Origin of the sequence: Paenibacillus sp. GCM10027630 (genome assembly GCF_042676305.1) — a bacterium.
Lineage (GTDB): Bacteria > Bacillota > Bacilli > Paenibacillales > NBRC-103111 > Paenibacillus_S.
Map to the genome: position 1 here is coordinate 1 of NZ_JBHTGY010000017.1, position 17,106 is coordinate 17,106.

The 17,106-nt window shown below is 45.0% G+C and carries 16 protein-coding genes and 1 rRNA gene; 12 read left to right on the top strand and 5 right to left on the bottom strand.

The annotated features are described in order from the left end of the window. The first annotated feature begins 169 nt into the window (after nt 1-169). From rrf to ACFQ0C_RS09380, 3 genes are all read left to right on the top strand, one after another. Nucleotides 170-286: ribosomal RNA gene (gene rrf, locus ACFQ0C_RS09370) — 5S ribosomal RNA — on the top strand. Nucleotides 287-1,369: 1,083 nt separating this feature from the next. Further along, on the top strand, nt 1,370-1,555 hold the full coding sequence (locus ACFQ0C_RS09375; RefSeq protein ID WP_258217671.1) for a sigma factor G inhibitor Gin: 186 nt from the start codon (nt 1,370-1,372) through the stop codon (nt 1,553-1,555). Nucleotides 1,556-1,670: 115 nt separating this feature from the next. Beyond that, complete coding sequence (locus tag ACFQ0C_RS09380; protein WP_379366143.1) at nt 1,671-3,161, top strand: aminotransferase class I/II-fold pyridoxal phosphate-dependent enzyme; 1,491 nt, start codon at nt 1,671-1,673, stop codon at nt 3,159-3,161. 171 nt (nt 3,162-3,332) lie between these two features. Here ACFQ0C_RS09380 and ACFQ0C_RS09385 read toward each other — a convergent pair whose 3' ends face one another. From ACFQ0C_RS09385 to ACFQ0C_RS09400, 4 genes are all read right to left on the bottom strand, one after another. Then, nucleotides 3,333-4,379, bottom strand: a complete 1,047-nt coding sequence (locus ACFQ0C_RS09385; RefSeq protein WP_379366145.1) for a mannose-1-phosphate guanylyltransferase — start codon at nt 4,377-4,379, stop codon at nt 3,333-3,335. Nucleotides 4,380-4,863: 484 nt separating this feature from the next. Then, nucleotides 4,864-6,321, bottom strand: coding sequence for a glycosyltransferase (locus ACFQ0C_RS09390; protein WP_379366147.1), 1,458 nt, complete (start codon nt 6,319-6,321; stop codon nt 4,864-4,866). Nucleotides 6,322-6,565: 244 nt separating this feature from the next. Beyond that, nucleotides 6,566-8,161 (bottom strand): glycosyltransferase family 4 protein, encoded by a 1,596-nt coding sequence (locus ACFQ0C_RS09395; protein WP_379366149.1) that lies wholly within the window; start codon nt 8,159-8,161, stop codon nt 6,566-6,568. Nucleotides 8,162-8,203: 42 nt separating this feature from the next. Beyond that, nucleotides 8,204-9,319, bottom strand: a complete 1,116-nt coding sequence (locus tag ACFQ0C_RS09400) for a glycosyltransferase family 4 protein (RefSeq protein ID WP_379366151.1) — start codon at nt 9,317-9,319, stop codon at nt 8,204-8,206. A gap of 348 nt (nt 9,320-9,667) precedes the next feature. Between ACFQ0C_RS09400 and ACFQ0C_RS09405 the strand changes: the two genes are divergently transcribed. The 9 genes from ACFQ0C_RS09405 to rsmI all read left to right on the top strand — a co-directional run bounded on the left by ACFQ0C_RS09405 (nt 9,668) and on the right by rsmI (nt 16,462). Then, a complete protein-coding gene (locus ACFQ0C_RS09405) occupies nt 9,668-10,519 on the top strand; it encodes a sugar nucleotide-binding protein (RefSeq protein ID WP_379366153.1) in 852 nt (283 codons plus the stop codon). Between the two features lie 120 nt (nt 10,520-10,639). Continuing rightward, nucleotides 10,640-11,272: a dTMP kinase gene (tmk, locus tag ACFQ0C_RS09410; protein WP_379366156.1), complete on the top strand. Its 633-nt coding sequence runs from the start codon at nt 10,640-10,642 to the stop codon at nt 11,270-11,272. A 359-nt stretch (nt 11,273-11,631) separates the two neighbouring features. Continuing rightward, nucleotides 11,632-11,961 carry a cyclic-di-AMP receptor gene (locus ACFQ0C_RS09415; RefSeq protein WP_171656598.1) on the top strand — a complete coding sequence of 110 codons (330 nt, stop codon included), beginning with the start codon at nt 11,632-11,634 and terminating at the stop codon, nt 11,959-11,961. 69 nt (nt 11,962-12,030) lie between these two features. Continuing rightward, complete coding sequence (locus ACFQ0C_RS09420; protein WP_258217624.1) at nt 12,031-12,477, top strand: YaaR family protein; 447 nt, start codon at nt 12,031-12,033, stop codon at nt 12,475-12,477. 65 nt (nt 12,478-12,542) lie between these two features. After that, nucleotides 12,543-13,520: a DNA polymerase III subunit delta' gene (holB, locus tag ACFQ0C_RS09425; RefSeq protein WP_258217625.1), complete on the top strand. Its 978-nt coding sequence runs from the start codon at nt 12,543-12,545 to the stop codon at nt 13,518-13,520. 1 nt (nt 13,521) lies between these two features. Continuing rightward, the gene (locus ACFQ0C_RS09430; protein WP_258217626.1) at nt 13,522-14,325 is read left to right on the top strand and encodes a PSP1 domain-containing protein; all 804 of its coding nucleotides are present in this window, start codon (nt 13,522-13,524) and stop codon (nt 14,323-14,325) included. 17 nt (nt 14,326-14,342) lie between these two features. After that, nucleotides 14,343-14,702, top strand: a complete 360-nt coding sequence (yabA, locus tag ACFQ0C_RS09435; protein ID WP_258217627.1) for a DNA replication initiation control protein YabA — start codon at nt 14,343-14,345, stop codon at nt 14,700-14,702. Between the two features lie 97 nt (nt 14,703-14,799). Then, complete coding sequence (locus tag ACFQ0C_RS09440) at nt 14,800-15,576, top strand: tRNA1(Val) (adenine(37)-N6)-methyltransferase (protein ID WP_379366160.1); 777 nt, start codon at nt 14,800-14,802, stop codon at nt 15,574-15,576. 13 nt (nt 15,577-15,589) lie between these two features. After that, the gene (gene rsmI / locus ACFQ0C_RS09445) at nt 15,590-16,462 is read left to right on the top strand and encodes a 16S rRNA (cytidine(1402)-2'-O)-methyltransferase (RefSeq protein ID WP_379366162.1); all 873 of its coding nucleotides are present in this window, start codon (nt 15,590-15,592) and stop codon (nt 16,460-16,462) included. A gap of 368 nt (nt 16,463-16,830) precedes the next feature. Here the strand turns inward: rsmI and ACFQ0C_RS09450 are convergent, their stop codons facing one another. Next, nucleotides 16,831-17,085: an AbrB/MazE/SpoVT family DNA-binding domain-containing protein gene (locus tag ACFQ0C_RS09450; RefSeq protein WP_010501678.1), complete on the bottom strand. Its 255-nt coding sequence runs from the start codon at nt 17,083-17,085 to the stop codon at nt 16,831-16,833. Nucleotides 17,086-17,106: the final 21 nt, after the last annotated feature.

The window sequence follows — 17,106 nt, forward strand, 5'->3', positions numbered from 1 at the left end:
GAAGCTGACTCCGAATACTTTGCGGGGGGCCCCGTGAAAAATATATAGCGTTGCTCGACGCTGCTTGTTTCGGATCTAGTTTTCAGGGTGCAAGCCGCCTTGAATAGATGTTAACGATGCTTCTTGGCAGAAGTATTCAACAAGTTAGTTTTGCGCAAGCAAAACATCGTTTGGTGATGATGGCGGAGGGGAACCACGCGTTCCCATCTCGAACACGACCGTTAAGCCCTCCAGCGCCAATGGTACTTAGACCGCAGGGTCTTGGGAGAGTAGGACGTTGCCAAGCAAANCGCAGGGTCTTGGGAGAGTAGGACGTTGCCAAGCAAAACAACAACAGAAAAAACCTTTTTGGACTTAACTTAGTTCGAAAAGGTTTTTTTGTTATTTTTCCAAGGGTTTGCCTGACGACAGGTGTTGGGAAGAGGCTAGCCTCAAGAAGGTGGATTTTTACTGAAGCAAGGGGATAGTGTCTATAAGAATAAAATTACAAAGGTTTGCCTAGTAAATGACTCACCGTTAAGGAGAATATTCCAGGCAGATTTCGGAAAAAGGCGGCTTCCTTTGGGGGAAGCCAGACCTGATGAAACTGCATAACTATAATAGAAAGCAAGAAAGAGTTATAGGTTGTTTAGAAATAGGGCTGTTGTTTAAACCATTCACTATTGTGTGTAACAAGAGGTGTCCTGCTCATTAATTTTTAGAAGGCCATTCTCAATATGGCGCCGAAATCGGAAAAAAATAATAAATCGCGGCAGTAAAATCCAAAAATGAACAAATATTATATGTATAATAAGGTCAAGTGATACCCAGGGGTAGAAGCTGGCGCTAATCACAACAGGGATCCACAGCAACTGAAGATGAAGCCTCATTAAACGGTGCAGGGCTATGAAATTAGTTGGAACAAATCCGATCCAAGGTAATCGAAGCTGGTGCATCCAGTGTGCAAGCTTGCGTTTCTCTTTTAGTTTATAGTACAGGTATATCAAAAGAGTATGTAGAAATGGAATGATAATAAGCCCAATGGGCAGAAAAAACGGCTGCAGATGGATTAAATCCCAGATATAGAGTGCGGCAATTAGGCTCCAGTAAATACCGAAATAAACCTTATTGGAGTGAATCCTTTGTAAAAGACGGTAATGATAAACTGTTGATTCCTTGGATAGCTGTTGTTCCCTCACAATAACCTCACTCGTCCATTTTCATAGATTTCTTTAATTATTTATTATATCGGCAGGAAAAGGGCCAAAAATAAGCTTTTGGAACTATGTACGAGCTATTTTCATAAAAATATAGCAGTAAGGTTTACTTTAAGAGAATGAGGACATACTGATAGAAAAGAAGAATAGAGGTGAGTTGTGTGGGAGACCCAATGCTTGAGACTATGACCCATAACTGCATCATCTGCGGGCAAACAAAGGAATACGGCATTATAATTATATCAGAATTTATTTGCGAGGACTGCGAACACGAGATGGTCCAAACCGATGTTATGGATGCCAAGTATTCTTTTTTTATCCACCAAATGAAGCAAATTTTATATAAAAAAGACGCTTAGTTCGTCTATGAAAAAAGAACTGCTCTCATCTCGGCGGCTGCCCGTTGGTTGAGAGCTTTTTGTTTGTTACAATAGGCTTATACATTTTATTGGTTTGATAGGGAGAATAACTGACATGAATAAACATAAGGCTCCGCTATTTGAGCGGTTAATCGAACACGCCGGGGGAGAGCACGCCAGCTTCCATGTCCCTGGTCATAAATCAGGACAAGGCTTGGAGGCATCCGCCCGGCCTTATTATGAAGCCATGCTGCGGCTGGACGTGACGGAAATAGCCGGTTTGGATGATCTTCATCATCCGGAAGAGGCGATATTGGAGGCACAACAATTAGCAGCAGACTGCTTTGGGGCTGAGGAAACCTTCTTCCTTGTGAACGGAAGCACCGTAGGTAATCTGGCGATGATTCTTAGCGTCTGTCGACGGGGTGAGCTTCTACTTGTTCAGAGGGATGTGCATAAATCAGTGATTCATGGACTTATGCTGGCAGGAGCGAGAGCGGTATTTCTAAACCCCGAGGTAGATCCGCAAACAGGTATGACACTTGGTCTGCCGGCCGAAGCAGTAGAACTGGCACTGGATAAGTATCCTGAAGCCAAGGGGCTTCTTATAACACGCCCCAGCTATTATGGAAGGGCTATGCCGCTTGAACCCATTGTGCAGCTCCTTCATGATAGGGAGAAGCCGCTATTAGTGGATGAGGCGCATGGAGCGCATTTCGGATTTCACCCAGCGCTGCCTAAATCGGCGTTATCCTGTGGGGCGGATGTAGTAGTACAATCAACTCATAAGCTGCTAACTTCCATGACTATGGGAGCCATGCTGCATGTACAGGGTAATCTTATTGAGCGGAAGGAAATCAAGCTGTATTTGACGATGCTTCAAAGCTCGAGTCCGTCTTATCCTTTAATGGCAAGCTTGGATATTAGCCGAAAGCAGATGCATACCAATGGTGAAGAGCTACTGGGACAAGGCATAGCTGTCGTGGAGCAATTCAAAGAAAGAATGAAGGAGCTGAGCAGGTTCGAACTGCTGGAGACTAAACCGGCGGATTTCGGCAGTATCCGTCAAGACCCGTTTAAAGTGATACTGAAGGATCGCGAGGGCTTAATGAGCGGGTTTGAACTGAAGGATGCACTTGAGGCGCGGGGTTGTTTCGTGGAGCTAGCCGACCCGCAGGCCGTGCTTCTTGTCTTCAGCTTAGCTTCCACACAAAACGATGCGGGCAGGCTAGCTGAGGCATTGGAGAATATAGGGAACGTAGCAATTGATGATAGGGCACATCGCACTGAGATCAATGTGGAGCAAGGGCAATCAACTTATACGTATTCCATTGTACCGGGGTTATCTGAGCCTGTTTCGTTCGATGAGCATGTGTACAGGCAAAAAGGGACAGCTCAGCTTCCACTTGAAGAAGCAATAGGGCAGATGTCGGCCGAGATGATTGTGCCTTATCCTCCGGGAATACCCATTCTATGTCCAGGTGAGCGTATTACAGAGGAAGTGGTTAAATATTTAACCCAATTGGTCAGAATGGGAGCCCGAATCCATGGGATGATTTCCGGGGAGGTACCCATGCTGCCTGTATTAATAGCAGGTAGAGAATAATTACATGCAAGCGAAGCAAGAGACGTCTACAAGGTATACTGGCCGATATGATCGGCCAGTATACCTTGTAGACGTCTCTATGCTTATAACTGGCTTTTAATTGCCGCATGCGGCTCTCATGATCGTACGGAACCTCTAGTATCACCACCCGGCTCCGATAAACAACCTTCGCTAACTCTCTCCTTCAATCAGGTTCCGGTCGTTCTGAATGACTTGGAGAACCTTCTTGATATCTTGTTCTCTTGTTTTATGGCAGATTAACATCCCCTCGTCAGTAGATACGATAATGAGATCTTGAACGCCAATCACCACAATTTTCTGGTTTTCCGTATATAAGATGCTGTTTTCAGTCCAATAAGCATGGATATCACCCTGCAGCATATTGCTTTTATCATCTACCAAACGAATGCGTTCAAGTGAAGTCCAATTCCCAACATCATCCCAGATAAATTGAACGGGTCTCATAAGGATATTCTCTGCTTTTTCTATTATGGCATAATCAACGGAAATTCTAGGCAAAGAAGGATAAATGATTTTAATGGCATCCTCTTGGCCTTTTGTTCTTACTAAGGGCTCCCATAACTCAGGTTGATGTTTCTTCATATAGTACTCAATGGTTGAAGGCTTCCATACAAATATGCCGCTATTCCAAAACACGTTGGGACGTTGTATCAAAGATCTGGCTTCAATTTCGTTAGGTTTTTCAATAAATCTCTTTACTTTTAACAAGCTTTCCGTCTCTTCTTCCATCGTTTCAATATAACCATAACCGGTTTCCGGTCGTGACGGCACGATACCTATGGTAGCGACGGCTCTACCCATGTAGGCCGCTTTCTCTGCCTCAAGTAAAGCCTGCCACAGCGCTTGGGCGTCGGATATATACTGGTCTGAAGGAGTAAACACCAGGATTTCGTCATCTTTGCGCCATAAAAAATGAAGTGCAGTCAACGCAGTGCACGGTCCCGTATCCCGCTGCTCCGGTTCGATAATGAGCCTGTCGCCACTCAAATGGGGGAGTTGCTCTAAAACCTTATCTTCATATAGCTTGGCAGTCACTACGTAAATGGAATCGACTGGAAGCCATTCAGCAAAACGGTTATATGTCACCTGAAGCATTGTCTCGTCCGAGGTGAGCCTTAAAAACTGCTTAGGCGTGGCTTCTGTACTTCGGGGCCAAAAACGTGTTCCTTTTCCACCCGCCATTATGATGACTTTCAATTCGGTCCCTCCTGTCCCTGATCTCTATTGAATAAGCAGACCATCCTATACGATATGCAAGTCATCTTTCGCTACCATGGACCATGACCCGGTAATTGAGAAATTGGCACATGTCCTCATGACCGCCAAATTGTATTTTAAATCGGATGCATGCTACAATCGTCGACTATGATAAGTAACGGACTATTAGGGAGAGTTGGCATTTGGCCCAATTTTGAATACAGCTTGTCCATTTGCGTATGTAGACGAGTTTGAAATCATAGGCAGATAATAAAAATAGGTTCTGTCTTGTCCCAGTTTGTTGCGACATGATCTTGAAGTGGATGGCAAGGAGAAAGGCGACCGCGTATACAACGGCAGAGGCCAATTTTTCCAATTCTTAATAAGAGGGAGGATCATTGGTTAAGTTGGAGATGAGCATCGGAGAAGCATCGATGCCGTATACGCTAGCTTGATGATATTGGATCTCCAGCATACTCTCTTCTTAAACCAGTAAACTTACTTCCATCAGCCGTTTTTTGGCCATCTCCCCAATGACCGCCGGAGAGTAACCGCTTCGTATGGTCTGCTGTCCCCGCAGCGCTATTGAATTTCGCCATCGTGTATCGTTTACCAATTTGCGCATAAAGTATGCCGCATGGTCGATATCCGGTTCCGCCCATATTTGAAACGCTTTGTATGGGCCTATATCCCTTCCTAACTGGGCCAATGAATAATTTACCAAGCAGGAATTGTCTGCGTTCATAAATTCAGTGTTTCCGGACCAATTGGTTCCGATCACTGGTATTCCGAGATACATAGCTTCCGCCAGTACGAGGCCAAAGCCTTCGGATCTGTGGAGGGACATGAAACAATCGGAGGAGTTGATTAAAATGTCGACTTTATCACGATCCAAAATTTCCCGAATTAAGTAAATGTTAGAGTAACCATGGATTAGTTCTTTCAGATTTTCCATCTCCGCCGGGTTCGTATTGGGATTGTTGACTTTGATCACCAAGCCGACTGAGGTATCGTTAAATGCGAACGCTCTTTTAAATGCCTCAATTGAACCCTGCGGGTTTTTTCTTTCCTTAAGGCTGTGCGTGTCATACATAGCAAGGAACAGAAATTGGTTCTCCGGTAAACCGAAAATAGGCCTGTTTCTGCCTTGACCTCGAACTTCAATAGCATGTGGCATTCTGATTACCGGTACGGGGGATTTCTTTTTTATGGACTCCACAATAAAGCTTGTTGGTGCCCAAACCTCCTGTATGAGCTCAAAGCTGTTGCACCATTCATCAGGAAAATCAGGCATTTCCCATGCCCAATAACCAATATTATATCGGTGATTTAAGAGTCCTTTGCCTAATGGCAGCGCATTAAGGTCAAAAGCCCAGCGCAAGTTTGGGGCATTCATATGAAGAAGATTAACCTTATAAGGGGCGTGATTCATTTCTTTATGAACCCAAGATGTATCAGTATTTCTTGCGCTTATTGCACCCGGATCGGTAAAACTTAGGATGCCAAAAGGCAGCTGAACCGTTTCAAAAGTCTTAGCCATTAATCTGCAAGCTTCACCCAAACCAATTTCCGTCCGGGTATATCCAATCAGATTAACACCAGGTTCCAGCAGTTGTGGAGGTACATCCGAATAGTCTTCCACGGGAGGAGACGTATGCTCCTGTAGTTCAGCCTGTGTAGGAATGGCAGGCAAGTCAGGGGGTATAGGTACGGTAGAGTGGATGGGCTGTAGGTGAATTAATTTCTGTACGGTAAATTTTATTTTTTTCTTTTTGATTAATTGGCGCTTTTTGAACGGACGTTTCTTTCTTAGTAAAATAATATTTCGCAGTTTTGCCTTTCGAACAGAACGTTTTTTTAATCTGACGGTCATTAGCCTTCTTAATCGATTCCGGTTTCTTATTTTTTTTCTAATCCGGGGAAGGCTTGAGATTTTTTTCATTTTCGCCTTCACTCCTTTCAGTACCTCTATTTTTATTTATATACTATGAGCCATAGACACTCTATTTCTACGCAAATACCCAAGCCGTGAGAAATTGGCGAATGTCCTGATGCTCCAAACTCACCAATCATGGAAGTAAAGGGTCCTATTAAAAAGAATACGAAAGTCATTTTACCCATTAGGTATAAAAACAGCCGACCCTTGACGGGGGTGGCTGTCTGCTGGCTTCGATCAGAAGCTTCTCTTATCTTTTCGTTAAGGCTTTTCGCCTCTTTTTTACAACCGTCAACTTAAATTTGTTTGTCTTGCGGGTTGTTCCCGTTTTTTTCTTCTTTTTATCGCGGACTTTCAAGGTTTTACGCCCTATACGCTTCATTACAAATTTGCGTGACCTACGGGTCGCTAACCCTTTTTTCTTCTTTTTATAGCGGGCTTTTATGGTTTTGCGCCCAATCCGCTTCAATACAAGTTTTCGTTTTTTGCGCGATTGTTTGGGCCGTTTTTTAAATAGGAACTTTTTCCTCTTTCTTTTAGTTTCCTTTATTGTCTGGAGCTCGGTGTTAATTGATGGGAGATCCCGGTTCGGGTGAGGCTCCGTAGAAACGACCCCGCCATTTGTGGCGGGAGGGGTTCCGGCAGGAATGGATCCAGCGGGACGAGGTTCAGGAAAATAGATTCCAACAGGAATGTCTTCCTCTTTCCCATCCGTTGGTTTCAATTCAAACAGGCCGATTGCTCCGCCACCAGTTGCCATAATTTGTTGGCACACATGATAAGTACGTTCCGCTACCTTGTTCCATTGAAACTGTTCAGCCCTATCCAATCCGCGGGCTTTAAGTTCCCGTCTCAAAGAATCATCAAACAAAACTTTATTCAGTCCTTCGGTTATACTGTTAATATCGTAAGCATCCACGAATACGGCTGCATTACCCCCTACTTCCGACATACACGTCTCGGTAGAAGTAAGCACTGGAGTGCCGCACTGCATAGCCTCCAATACGGGAAGACCAAAACCCTCATAGAGCGTCGGCATAGCTACGGCTTTAGCTCCGTTATACAGACGCAGAACTTGAGATTTGGAAATTCTGCCCGTAAAGCAGATCCGGTCCCCAGGAATTCCACCTTCCTCAGCCAAATTCCGCAGACGTTGGCATAAAGCTTCATTGGGCGTATCATTGGTGAAAACAATCTGCCAGGGATCCTCTCTTTCTCTCACAGCCCGCACAAACGCACGGATCAGTCTTTCTCCGTTTTTCCGGAAATCGCCCGGAGTAAAAGCAAGTACATAGGGAGCGTGTATGTCGAACGCATGGGAGAACCCCCCAAGGTCAACATGATCCAGGGGAAAGAAAGAGTTGTCGCACCCTCCGGAAATATTCGTGATTTTTTCCGGAGGAAAACCAATACGAACCAGATCCTGACGGGTATACTCCGAGTTTGTAAACACATGGTGCATCTGCTGGAGCATCGTTAATTGCTTCTTGTAAAATAAACGGGCCTCTGCCGTGGGAAGATAAAGACTCCGGTAAACCCACGGAATGATATCGTGCACTAGAGCTGTCCACCGAACCTTAGGCAGCTCCCCGCTCCAAAATGCATCCGGGAATTGAACCATCATAGGATTCGGGAAGTGGAAAAAATCCAGATTATTCATTGAAATGAATTGGGATAGCTGTTTCACATAACGCTCCCGGGTCATATTCCGGAAATCAGGTTGGAACATGAACAATTCAACATCAGGCAATTGTGCCAGATGTGTCATATGCCCAAAGGAATAATTTCCAATGCCATGAAACGCGCAATCATCCTGGGCGTACATCATATCTACGCCAAACCTCATACACAATCACCTCGATTCAACGTTATCATTCTGCTGCGGATATCATTTTCTTGCGATTGGTTTTCCGGCAATTTGCTCTAAAGCGTCGATAAATGCATGGGCGGTGCGGTTCCAATTCCAATGCTTAGCCATTTCCCTTGCTTTCCTTCCCTTATTTTTCGCTTCCTCCCGGCGAACGTAGACCCTGCGCATTAAGTTTTGCAGCGATCCTTGATCGGGTTCTGCCCAAAATTGATCCTCACCGTACAAATTTGTATAATGCACATTTCCAGCAGGAACTAGTTTGTAGGGAAGTAAATAGCCGCTATCGGGGCCCAAAAAGTCAACGAGACCGCTCCAGCCGGTTGCAATGACGGGGACTCCGCTTGACATGCTTTCTAGTACGGGCAGTCCAACCCCCTCTCCACGGGTTGAAAGCACAAAGCAATCTGCACCGCGATACATTGCTGCCGTTTCATTCGGGGTCATGACGCGGGTCACTATGTTGAATTTGGGGAGCCTTGACTTTGTGACGGATTGTACGATGGATTCATAACTATCCCGGTCGGGTTTTTGCTGAATGTCCAACCCGTGTGTTTTGACAACAAGTGCTACCGGTTCATCCGCTTCAAATTCCTCCAGGAAAGCTTTAATTAGGACGTCCGGGCCTTTCCTGTATGACCAGCCGAAAACGGATAAGAATAAGAATGTATTGTCTCCCTCTCCGAATCTTTCCTTTCCGCCTTCCGACGTGTAGAGATTGGAATCTACTCCATAAGGGGCAATGTAAAGCGGAATACGGACTCCTGCATCCCAGAAAGCTTGCCGGTTAAATGAATTGGGTAATATGATAGCATCGAATTTATGGCAGTCGTTCGCCATAGGAGCTGGGGCTTTGTTCGTTTCCCACATGGAACAATTGACAACCTTCCGGTAAAACCGACGATCCTCTTCGGTCAAATCGGTTCCAACCTTTAACAAAATCCGGTCTTCCTGGTAAGGTTTGTTTTCCATTTGCTGCAGAAATGCTTCCATAGAAGGATCCAAAAATTCGTCTCTTCTACCCATCGATTCCAGCTTAATATCAGCACCTGCTTGATCCATGGCCAAAGCGATTTGCCGGGCACTATTCCCATATCCGGTGGCTTCATAGAAAACGTGTCGAATTACGATCTGCACACAAATCCTCCTTTTCCTTTAAGAATCGTTTATAACTGATCGACCTCAGGATCTATATAGACTATGTTAGAAATCGGAAACGGTATGGTCACCCATCCAATTGAGCGCCCAAGCTGTAAGCCTTATAACAAACTAAATAGGACTGCATATAAAGAAGGAGAGCCTTTGCCTGACAAATAAATAGGTATCTATCCCTAACCTCCTCGAATCGTCTGACATACACATATAATGAATTTAAAAATTCATGTTCTGTACCGGGATGATTGGACGAAAACCATCCATGCTGTCTCTAAAAGCCCGCTTTATAGGCGCAAAACTTTGAAGAAATCTAAAAGGTGAATAGTGATTATGAGAATATTAATCCTTGGCGGTCATGAAATGGCAGGTTACATGTTATTTAACTACTTATCCCGATGTACCTCTCATGAGCTGTTTTATACAGCAACGGGATCTCATCCTAAAGTCAAGCCGGAACGGGCTTTATTCTGGGATCCGGAGGATATGGTCATGGTTGAAAAGCTAATCGCTATAATTAGGCCCAATGTTATCGTGAATTCAAGCGGCATTTGGTATGATTTAGCACGACAGCAGGAGATCGCGGCTTACCGAATTAACGCTCTTCTGCCGCATCAACTGGCAAAGCTCGCGGAACGCTATGGAGCCAGACTAGTGCAGATCAGCTCGGACGGTGTATTTGAAGGAAATAGAGGGAATTACGAGGAAATTCATGTACCTGATGGAACCAGTGTGTTTGCCAAAACTAAGGCATTGGGAGAAGTTAAGGCTCCGCATGTGACCATTAGAGTATCAATGTTTGGGCCTGAACTTGGAAAAGAGCCTGTTGGCTTGTTCGAATGGTTTATGCGTCAGCGGGGAATCGTCAAGGGCTTCGTCAATGTGGCATGGAATGGAGTCACAACGTTGGAATTAGCCAAATTCATTTGTTTTTTGATTGAAGAACAGCCCAAGCTTAGAGGGATTGTTCACCTGGCAGGCAAGGAAATGGTCAGCAAATACAACTTGCTGGAGCAATGTCGACTTGTTTTCAAGAAGAGGGATGTCCAGATTAAGCCAAATGATGTTATTGACCTTGACAGGACGTTGAAAAGCACGCGCTCCATACAATATGAAACCCCTACGATCAAACAAATGCTTGAAGAGCTTCGCGATTGGATGAACAGCTCCATGAACCCCTCTTAACGGAGGGGCTCTTTCATTATCGGCACAAACCCATTATAATAATGGTAAACTTGAAGGGGTTTTAGGGGAAGTTTTTTTACACAGTATGATCCACAAAATGAATGGAGAATATATATAGATATGCAAAAAGGGTACTTTTTTACCGTAGAGGGATGTGAGGGAGCTGGAAAAACTTCCGTCATTACCTTGGCCAGCGAATATCTTGCTTCGAAAGGCTATGAGATCGTTACTTCCCGTGAGCCGGGCGGAATAGAAATTGCCGAACAAATAAGATCGGTTATTTTAGATAAAAAAAATACGTTAATGGACGGACGCACTGAAGCTTTACTATATGCAGCAGCAAGAAGGCAGCACCTGGTAGAAAAGGTAGTACCGTCTCTGCTTGCAGGTAAGATAGTGATATGCGACCGGTTTATTGACAGCAGCCTGGCCTATCAAGGGTATGCGAGGGGCTTGGGCATTCAAGAGGTATTGGCAATTAACAACTTTGCGATAGATAATGTGCTGCCCGATTTAACCCTATATTTGGACGTTGATCCGCAAGTTGGACTTAAACGGATTCATGCCCATGAGGATAGAGAGATTAATAGACTTGATTTAGAATCATTAGCGTTCCATCAACAGGTTCGTGAGGGTTATTTGGAGGTTGAAAAGCTTTTTCCCAATCGAATTGTTAAAGTGGACGCGAACCATCATATAAAAGAAGTATTTGAACGCGTGAAGCAGGCTCTTAATCTATTTCTGAAGATTTAAGAAGCGGGTCATGACTTTAACTGTACAGGCTGTCCTTTTATGGTCAGCTTTTTATTTTATCGGCATATTTGCAGCACCATGGTAACCCCCTTGCTCGAAGTCCGAACCTGAAGGGCATTTCCTTCATATACTATAGATAGACGGGTTGGAGCAGCTGTTCTGGTAACCACGAATAGTTTGAGGCGGAAAACATTTCTCATCTTTTGGGACCGCTTCCTTAGGTAAGCAGGAATTATGAGTACTTATGTCAAATTATTAGAGTAGTGGTTTTGTAAAATAGCCGCTTCGTGAACTCGCACTACTATCATACTTTAATGAAGAAAAAAGTCGTCTCATAAACGTTAAAGGAGGGCAATGCCATGAAATTAGTTGTTGCCGTAGTACAGGATAAAGACAGTAACCGTCTCTCTAATGCTTTGATTAAAGATGGTTTTCGGGCAACGAAATTAGCAAGTACGGGTGGCTTTTTACGCGCCGGTAATACGACCTTTATGATCGGAATAGAAGACGAACGTATTAGCGAAGTCATGCAGGTGATCAAAACGAATTGTAAGATTCGTGAGCAAATGGTAACACCGGTATCCCCCATGGGCGGCACTACGGATTCATATATCCCTTTCCCTGTCGAGGTACAGGTTGGCGGTGCAGCAGTATTCGTGCTTCCGGTTGAAAGGTTTGAGCATTTCTAAGATCGACCCCGTTCTCAAAGGGTAGCGCAGCCGTGTATCCTTGAAAGAACAGAAAGGTTGGACACCAGCGTGAAAATAAATCCCGGCATACGTACTTTCGGCAAAGAAATTCAGCGCAGTGAAAGTTCATCCACTCAGCAGCTGCAAAATAAATCATTCTCCGATATGATGCAGAATCAGGACGAAAGAGCGTCGCAGGAGCAACTGCAGCGTATTTTACAGCAGATCAGCATGCAGGGCGATAGACTGGCCAAGTCGATGACGGTGCGCGAGCTGCGCCAGTATAAGCTGCTCGTCAAGCAGTTTCTGGAGGAAACGGCACGCCGCGGCGTTCAACTTCGCGATACGAGGGGTTGGGATCGCCGTGGGCGCGCCAAACGTTATAAGCTGCTTGAGGAAGTGGACCAACAGCTGCTCATGATGGCTGATGATATGCTGGAGAGTGAGCAGGGACGTATCGATTTGCTTCATAAAATCGGCGAGATTCGAGGCATGCTGATTAATCTTACTTTTTAGCTTTAATCTTGGCTAAATGCATTTTACATCTATAGATAATTAGGAAAGGATTTAATGGACCCGAGATGTCTTTTCAATCCATACCAGGGCAAGATCGTGTTAAACGTATATTACAAAACAGTTTGCGTACAGATAAAGTTTCTCATGCCTATATTTTCACAGGTCCTTCCGGCACAGGACGGAGGCAGATGGCGCTTGCTTTTGCTCAAGCGCTCTACTGCCAGGTGCTGCCTGACGATGCCTGCGGGGAATGCTTGGACTGCCGCAAGGTAGAGCATGGAAATCACCCGGACCTTCATTGGGTGAAGCCGGATGGCGCATCGATCAAGATTGAACAAATACGCGAGCTGCAGAAGCAGTTTTCATATCGTGCGGTTGCTTCAGGACTAAAAATGTATGTGCTCGAGAATGCCGATACAATGACCGTGCAGGCGGCTAACAGCCTGTTGAAATTTTTAGAGGAACCAACCTCTCGTGTCGTAGCTATACTGATTACGGATAATGGACAAGCTCTTTTACCGACTATCCGGTCGAGATCCCAATGGGTTCCTTTTGCACCGCTTAACCGTCAGTTGATGGTAGCTGCTCTTCAATCCGAAGGCCATTCTTCTGTGCTAATTCAGGCCGCTGTTCGCCTGGCTGCAGGTACGGATGCCGCTCGTGAACTTATTCAAGGAAATGGGTTTGCAGAAATAAGAAACCTAGTGATACAATTGACTAAGGAAAGCTTGACCCGATTGCCGACGGCTATGCTTACAGCGCAGCAAAAGATGGCTAAATCGGAGCTTTCGGACCAGCTTCCTATGTTTATGGATATGCTGATTCTTTGGCTTAAAGATATGGTGCGGCTAAGTCTCGGTGATCGAAACGATTTGGTTTATGCAGACCAAACGGAATGGATGGCAGGACAATCCCTGTCTTATGATATGAAGCACTGGGTAACCTGCTTGGATCAAGCGATTGAATTGCAAAAAAGACTCCGCTTTCACGCTAACCCGCAGCTTGTGCTGGAAAAAATGTTAATGCAACTGAAGGGGGTGTAGCATGTACTCAGTGGTTGGCGTTCGCTTTAAAAAAGCGGGTAAAATATATTATTTTGATCCTATTGATCTACCTGTAGACAATGAAAGTGCGGTTATCGTTGAAACGGCTCGTGGGATAGAATACGGAAGAGTGGTTATCGGCAAACGGACGGTGCAGGAATCAGATGTTGTATTGCCTTTGAAGAAAGTGATTCGGATTGCAGATCAGACGGATGCCCAGCTTGTAGAAGATAATAAGTCGGCGGCCAAGAACGCTTTTGCATTATGTCAGGAAAAAATTAAAGATCATCAATTAAAGATGAAGTTGGTAGATGTTGAATATACATTTGACCGCAATAAAATTATTTTTTACTTCACGGCCGAAGGAAGAGTTGATTTCCGGGAGCTGGTAAAAGATTTGGCGGGTGTGTTCCGTACACGGATTGAACTGCGGCAAATTGGCGTTCGTGATGAAGCCAAGATGCTGGGAGGAATCGGTCCTTGCGGCCGTATCTTATGTTGTTCTTCCTTTTTAGGTGATTTTGAACCGGTTTCCATTAAAATGGCGAAGGATCAAAATCTATCATTAAATCCTACGAAAATTTCCGGACTTTGCGGCCGGTTAATGTGCTGCTTGAAATATGAGCACGATAATTATGAAAGTGCCAAAGAGGACGTGCCGCGAGTAGGCAGTGATGTCATTACTTCGTTAGGTAATGGTCGCGTGGTGTCGCTGAACATTGGTGGGCGAATAGCCAAAGTACAGATTTACGAGTTAGGAAAAGTAATGGATCTTTCCTTTGACGATGTGGTAGCGCAGCATTAAGCTTTTGAGGTGAGCGTGTGGATAAACGGGACGTTTTTGTGCAAATCGATCAGTTGGAAAAACAGATGGGTACCATATATGCGGAATTAGGCCAGATGAAACAGCAAATTATTGAGCTTTTGGAAGAGAATAAAAGATTAAGCATAGAAAATCAGCAGCTGCGCAAGGTGCTGAAGAAGGATGCCAGCCCAGTAAACACAGGGGTGCCACTCGTGCCTATTACGGCAGCGCAAGCACAAGCCAAAGAAATTACGGGTGTTGGCCACGATAATTTAGCTAAGCTGTACCACGAAGGCTTCCATATATGCAACGTTTATTACGGACATTTACGAACAGAAGGAGACTGCTTGTTCTGCATGTCATTTCTAAATAAATAACTGCATGTGCAGTGTGAAAACTTTCATGTAATAAGAACCACCGTAGGGAAGTATACACTTCTCTGCGGTTTTTTTGAAGAAAGAGGAAAATAATATTATGGATAATGTTCAATTAAATAGCAGTGAGAGGCTTGATGATCTGCTAACCGAAAATTTAAAAATCATTCAGAGTGATGAAGTATTTAGCTTTTCTTTGGACGCGGTGCTGTTGGGGCGCTTCAGTTATGTTCCTTTATCATCTAAAGGGCGTATTGTGGATTTGTGTACAGGTAATGGCGTTATTCCGCTGCTGCTTACAACCAGAACCAAAGCTTCCATTATCGGCGTAGAAATTCAGGACAGACTTGCTGATATGGCAGAGCGCAATGTAAGGATCAATAAGCTGGAGCAGCAAATTCGAATCGTACACGGTGACTTACGCAATGTCGATAAGACGCTGGGTTACAGGGAGTTTGATGTAGTTACAGTTAATCCGCCCTATTTGCCGGTCCCGAACGGTGAGCAGAACATGAATGAGCATTTTGCTGCCGCGAGGCATGAAGTCCACTGTACGTTGGAGGATGTAGTCAGGACGAGCAGTCGGTTGGTCAGAAATGGCGGACGTGTAGCCATGGTACATCGGCCCAGCCGATTAGTGGAGATTTTCTGTACAATGCGCGAGTATAGGTTGGAGCCTAAGCGAATCCGCTATGTGCATCCGCGAGCTGGCGAAGAAGCAAATATGGTGCTTATAGAAGCAGTTAGGGATGGGAAGCCGGAGCTTAGAACGCTGCCTCCATTGATTGTTTACAAAAATAAAACGGAATATTGCGATGAGCTGTTGGATATTTATTATGGCCAGCGAACTGAACTCATCCAACCGCCCGTACTATAATGAGGGAACGCATGTGAAAATTCAAAAGAGCTATCATCAGGATGCAGGAGCAGGCAAGCTTTATTTAGTAGGTACCCCAATCGGCAATTTGGAGGATATCACCTTCAGGGCTATCAGGATTTTGAAGGAAGTGCAGTGGATTGCGGCTGAGGATACGAGGCAGACACGCAAGCTGCTGACGCATTTTGAAATATCGACCCGGTTAATCAGCTACCATGAGCATAACAAGCAGGCTAGCGGCCCTGAATTGATTCGTATCATGCAGTCGGGTGAATCGATAGCATTGGTGAGCGATGCGGGACTCCCTGCTATATGCGATCCTGGGGCTGATTTGGTGAGGCAAGCTGTGGAGGCGGGGATCGATGTCATCCCGATACCTGGTGCCAATGCGGCACTATCGGCGTTAATCATATCGGGGCTTTCTACGGATCGCTTTACTTTCCTCGGCTTCCTGCCGCGAGACAGGAAACCTCTGCTCCAGGAGCTTCAGCTGCTTCATTCTGCGAAGGAAACACTAATTTGCTATGAATCCCCCCATCGGATTATGAAGACCTTGGAGGCCATGCTTGAGGTGTGGAATCCGGAACGGCAAATGTGCCTGATTCGCGAGCTCACCAAGAAGTATGAGGAGGTGGCCAGAGGTACCATTCAAGAGTGCTATGACTTACTTCTGGAACAGCCTCCCCAAGGTGAGTATTGCATTGTAGTTGAGGGCATGACTGCGTCCGAGAATGCCGCATCTGTAGCATGGTGGGAGGCATTCGGGTTGGAGGAGCATGTGGAGCATTATGTGACACAGGGGCTCGACCGCAAAGAAGCGATCAAACGCGCTGCCGCCGATCGGCAGATGCCTAAGCGCGAGCTTTATAATTTTTTGCATAAGTAAGTCATTTAGGATTTTGGGTAATAAATAGAAGCAAGGCCTTCATGTGGATTTGCCCAAGTGCTCGTCTCTCTACTAAATATAGTGGAGTTTGAAAAAGTGGGATAAGTGAATAAGGGTTTGTGCCGGAGAGTTTACGCGCCGCCTTTGAACCTGTGTTCCAGCCTCCTAGACTAATTAGGGAACACAGGTTCAACAGCGGCCGGAGGCACATCCCTTCTCCCAAGACGGGTGATTTTCAAACTCTCACCACCGCGCCAAAAAAAATCCCTAATTTGCAGAAAGCCTGCAAATCAGGGACATAGAGGAGATATGAAAAAGGTTAGAATTACCTAAGTAAGAAGTGCTATCCTTATTATAACCTATTTTTCTTATTTTGTCACAGGTATTGGCATTTCTGATAAACATTCGTGACAAACAATTTTTCCCTTAAAATAAGAAACGTTTTCGGCATTGCCACAAAAGATACAAGCAGGCTCGTACTTCTTCAACATAATGCGTTCGCCGTCCACATAGATTTCCAATGCATCCTTCTCGCCTATGCCCAAAGTACGGCGAAGCTCGATAGGTATAACAACGCGACCCAATTCGTCGACTTTTCTAACGATACCAGTAGATTTCATCATAATATAAGTACCCCTCTCGGA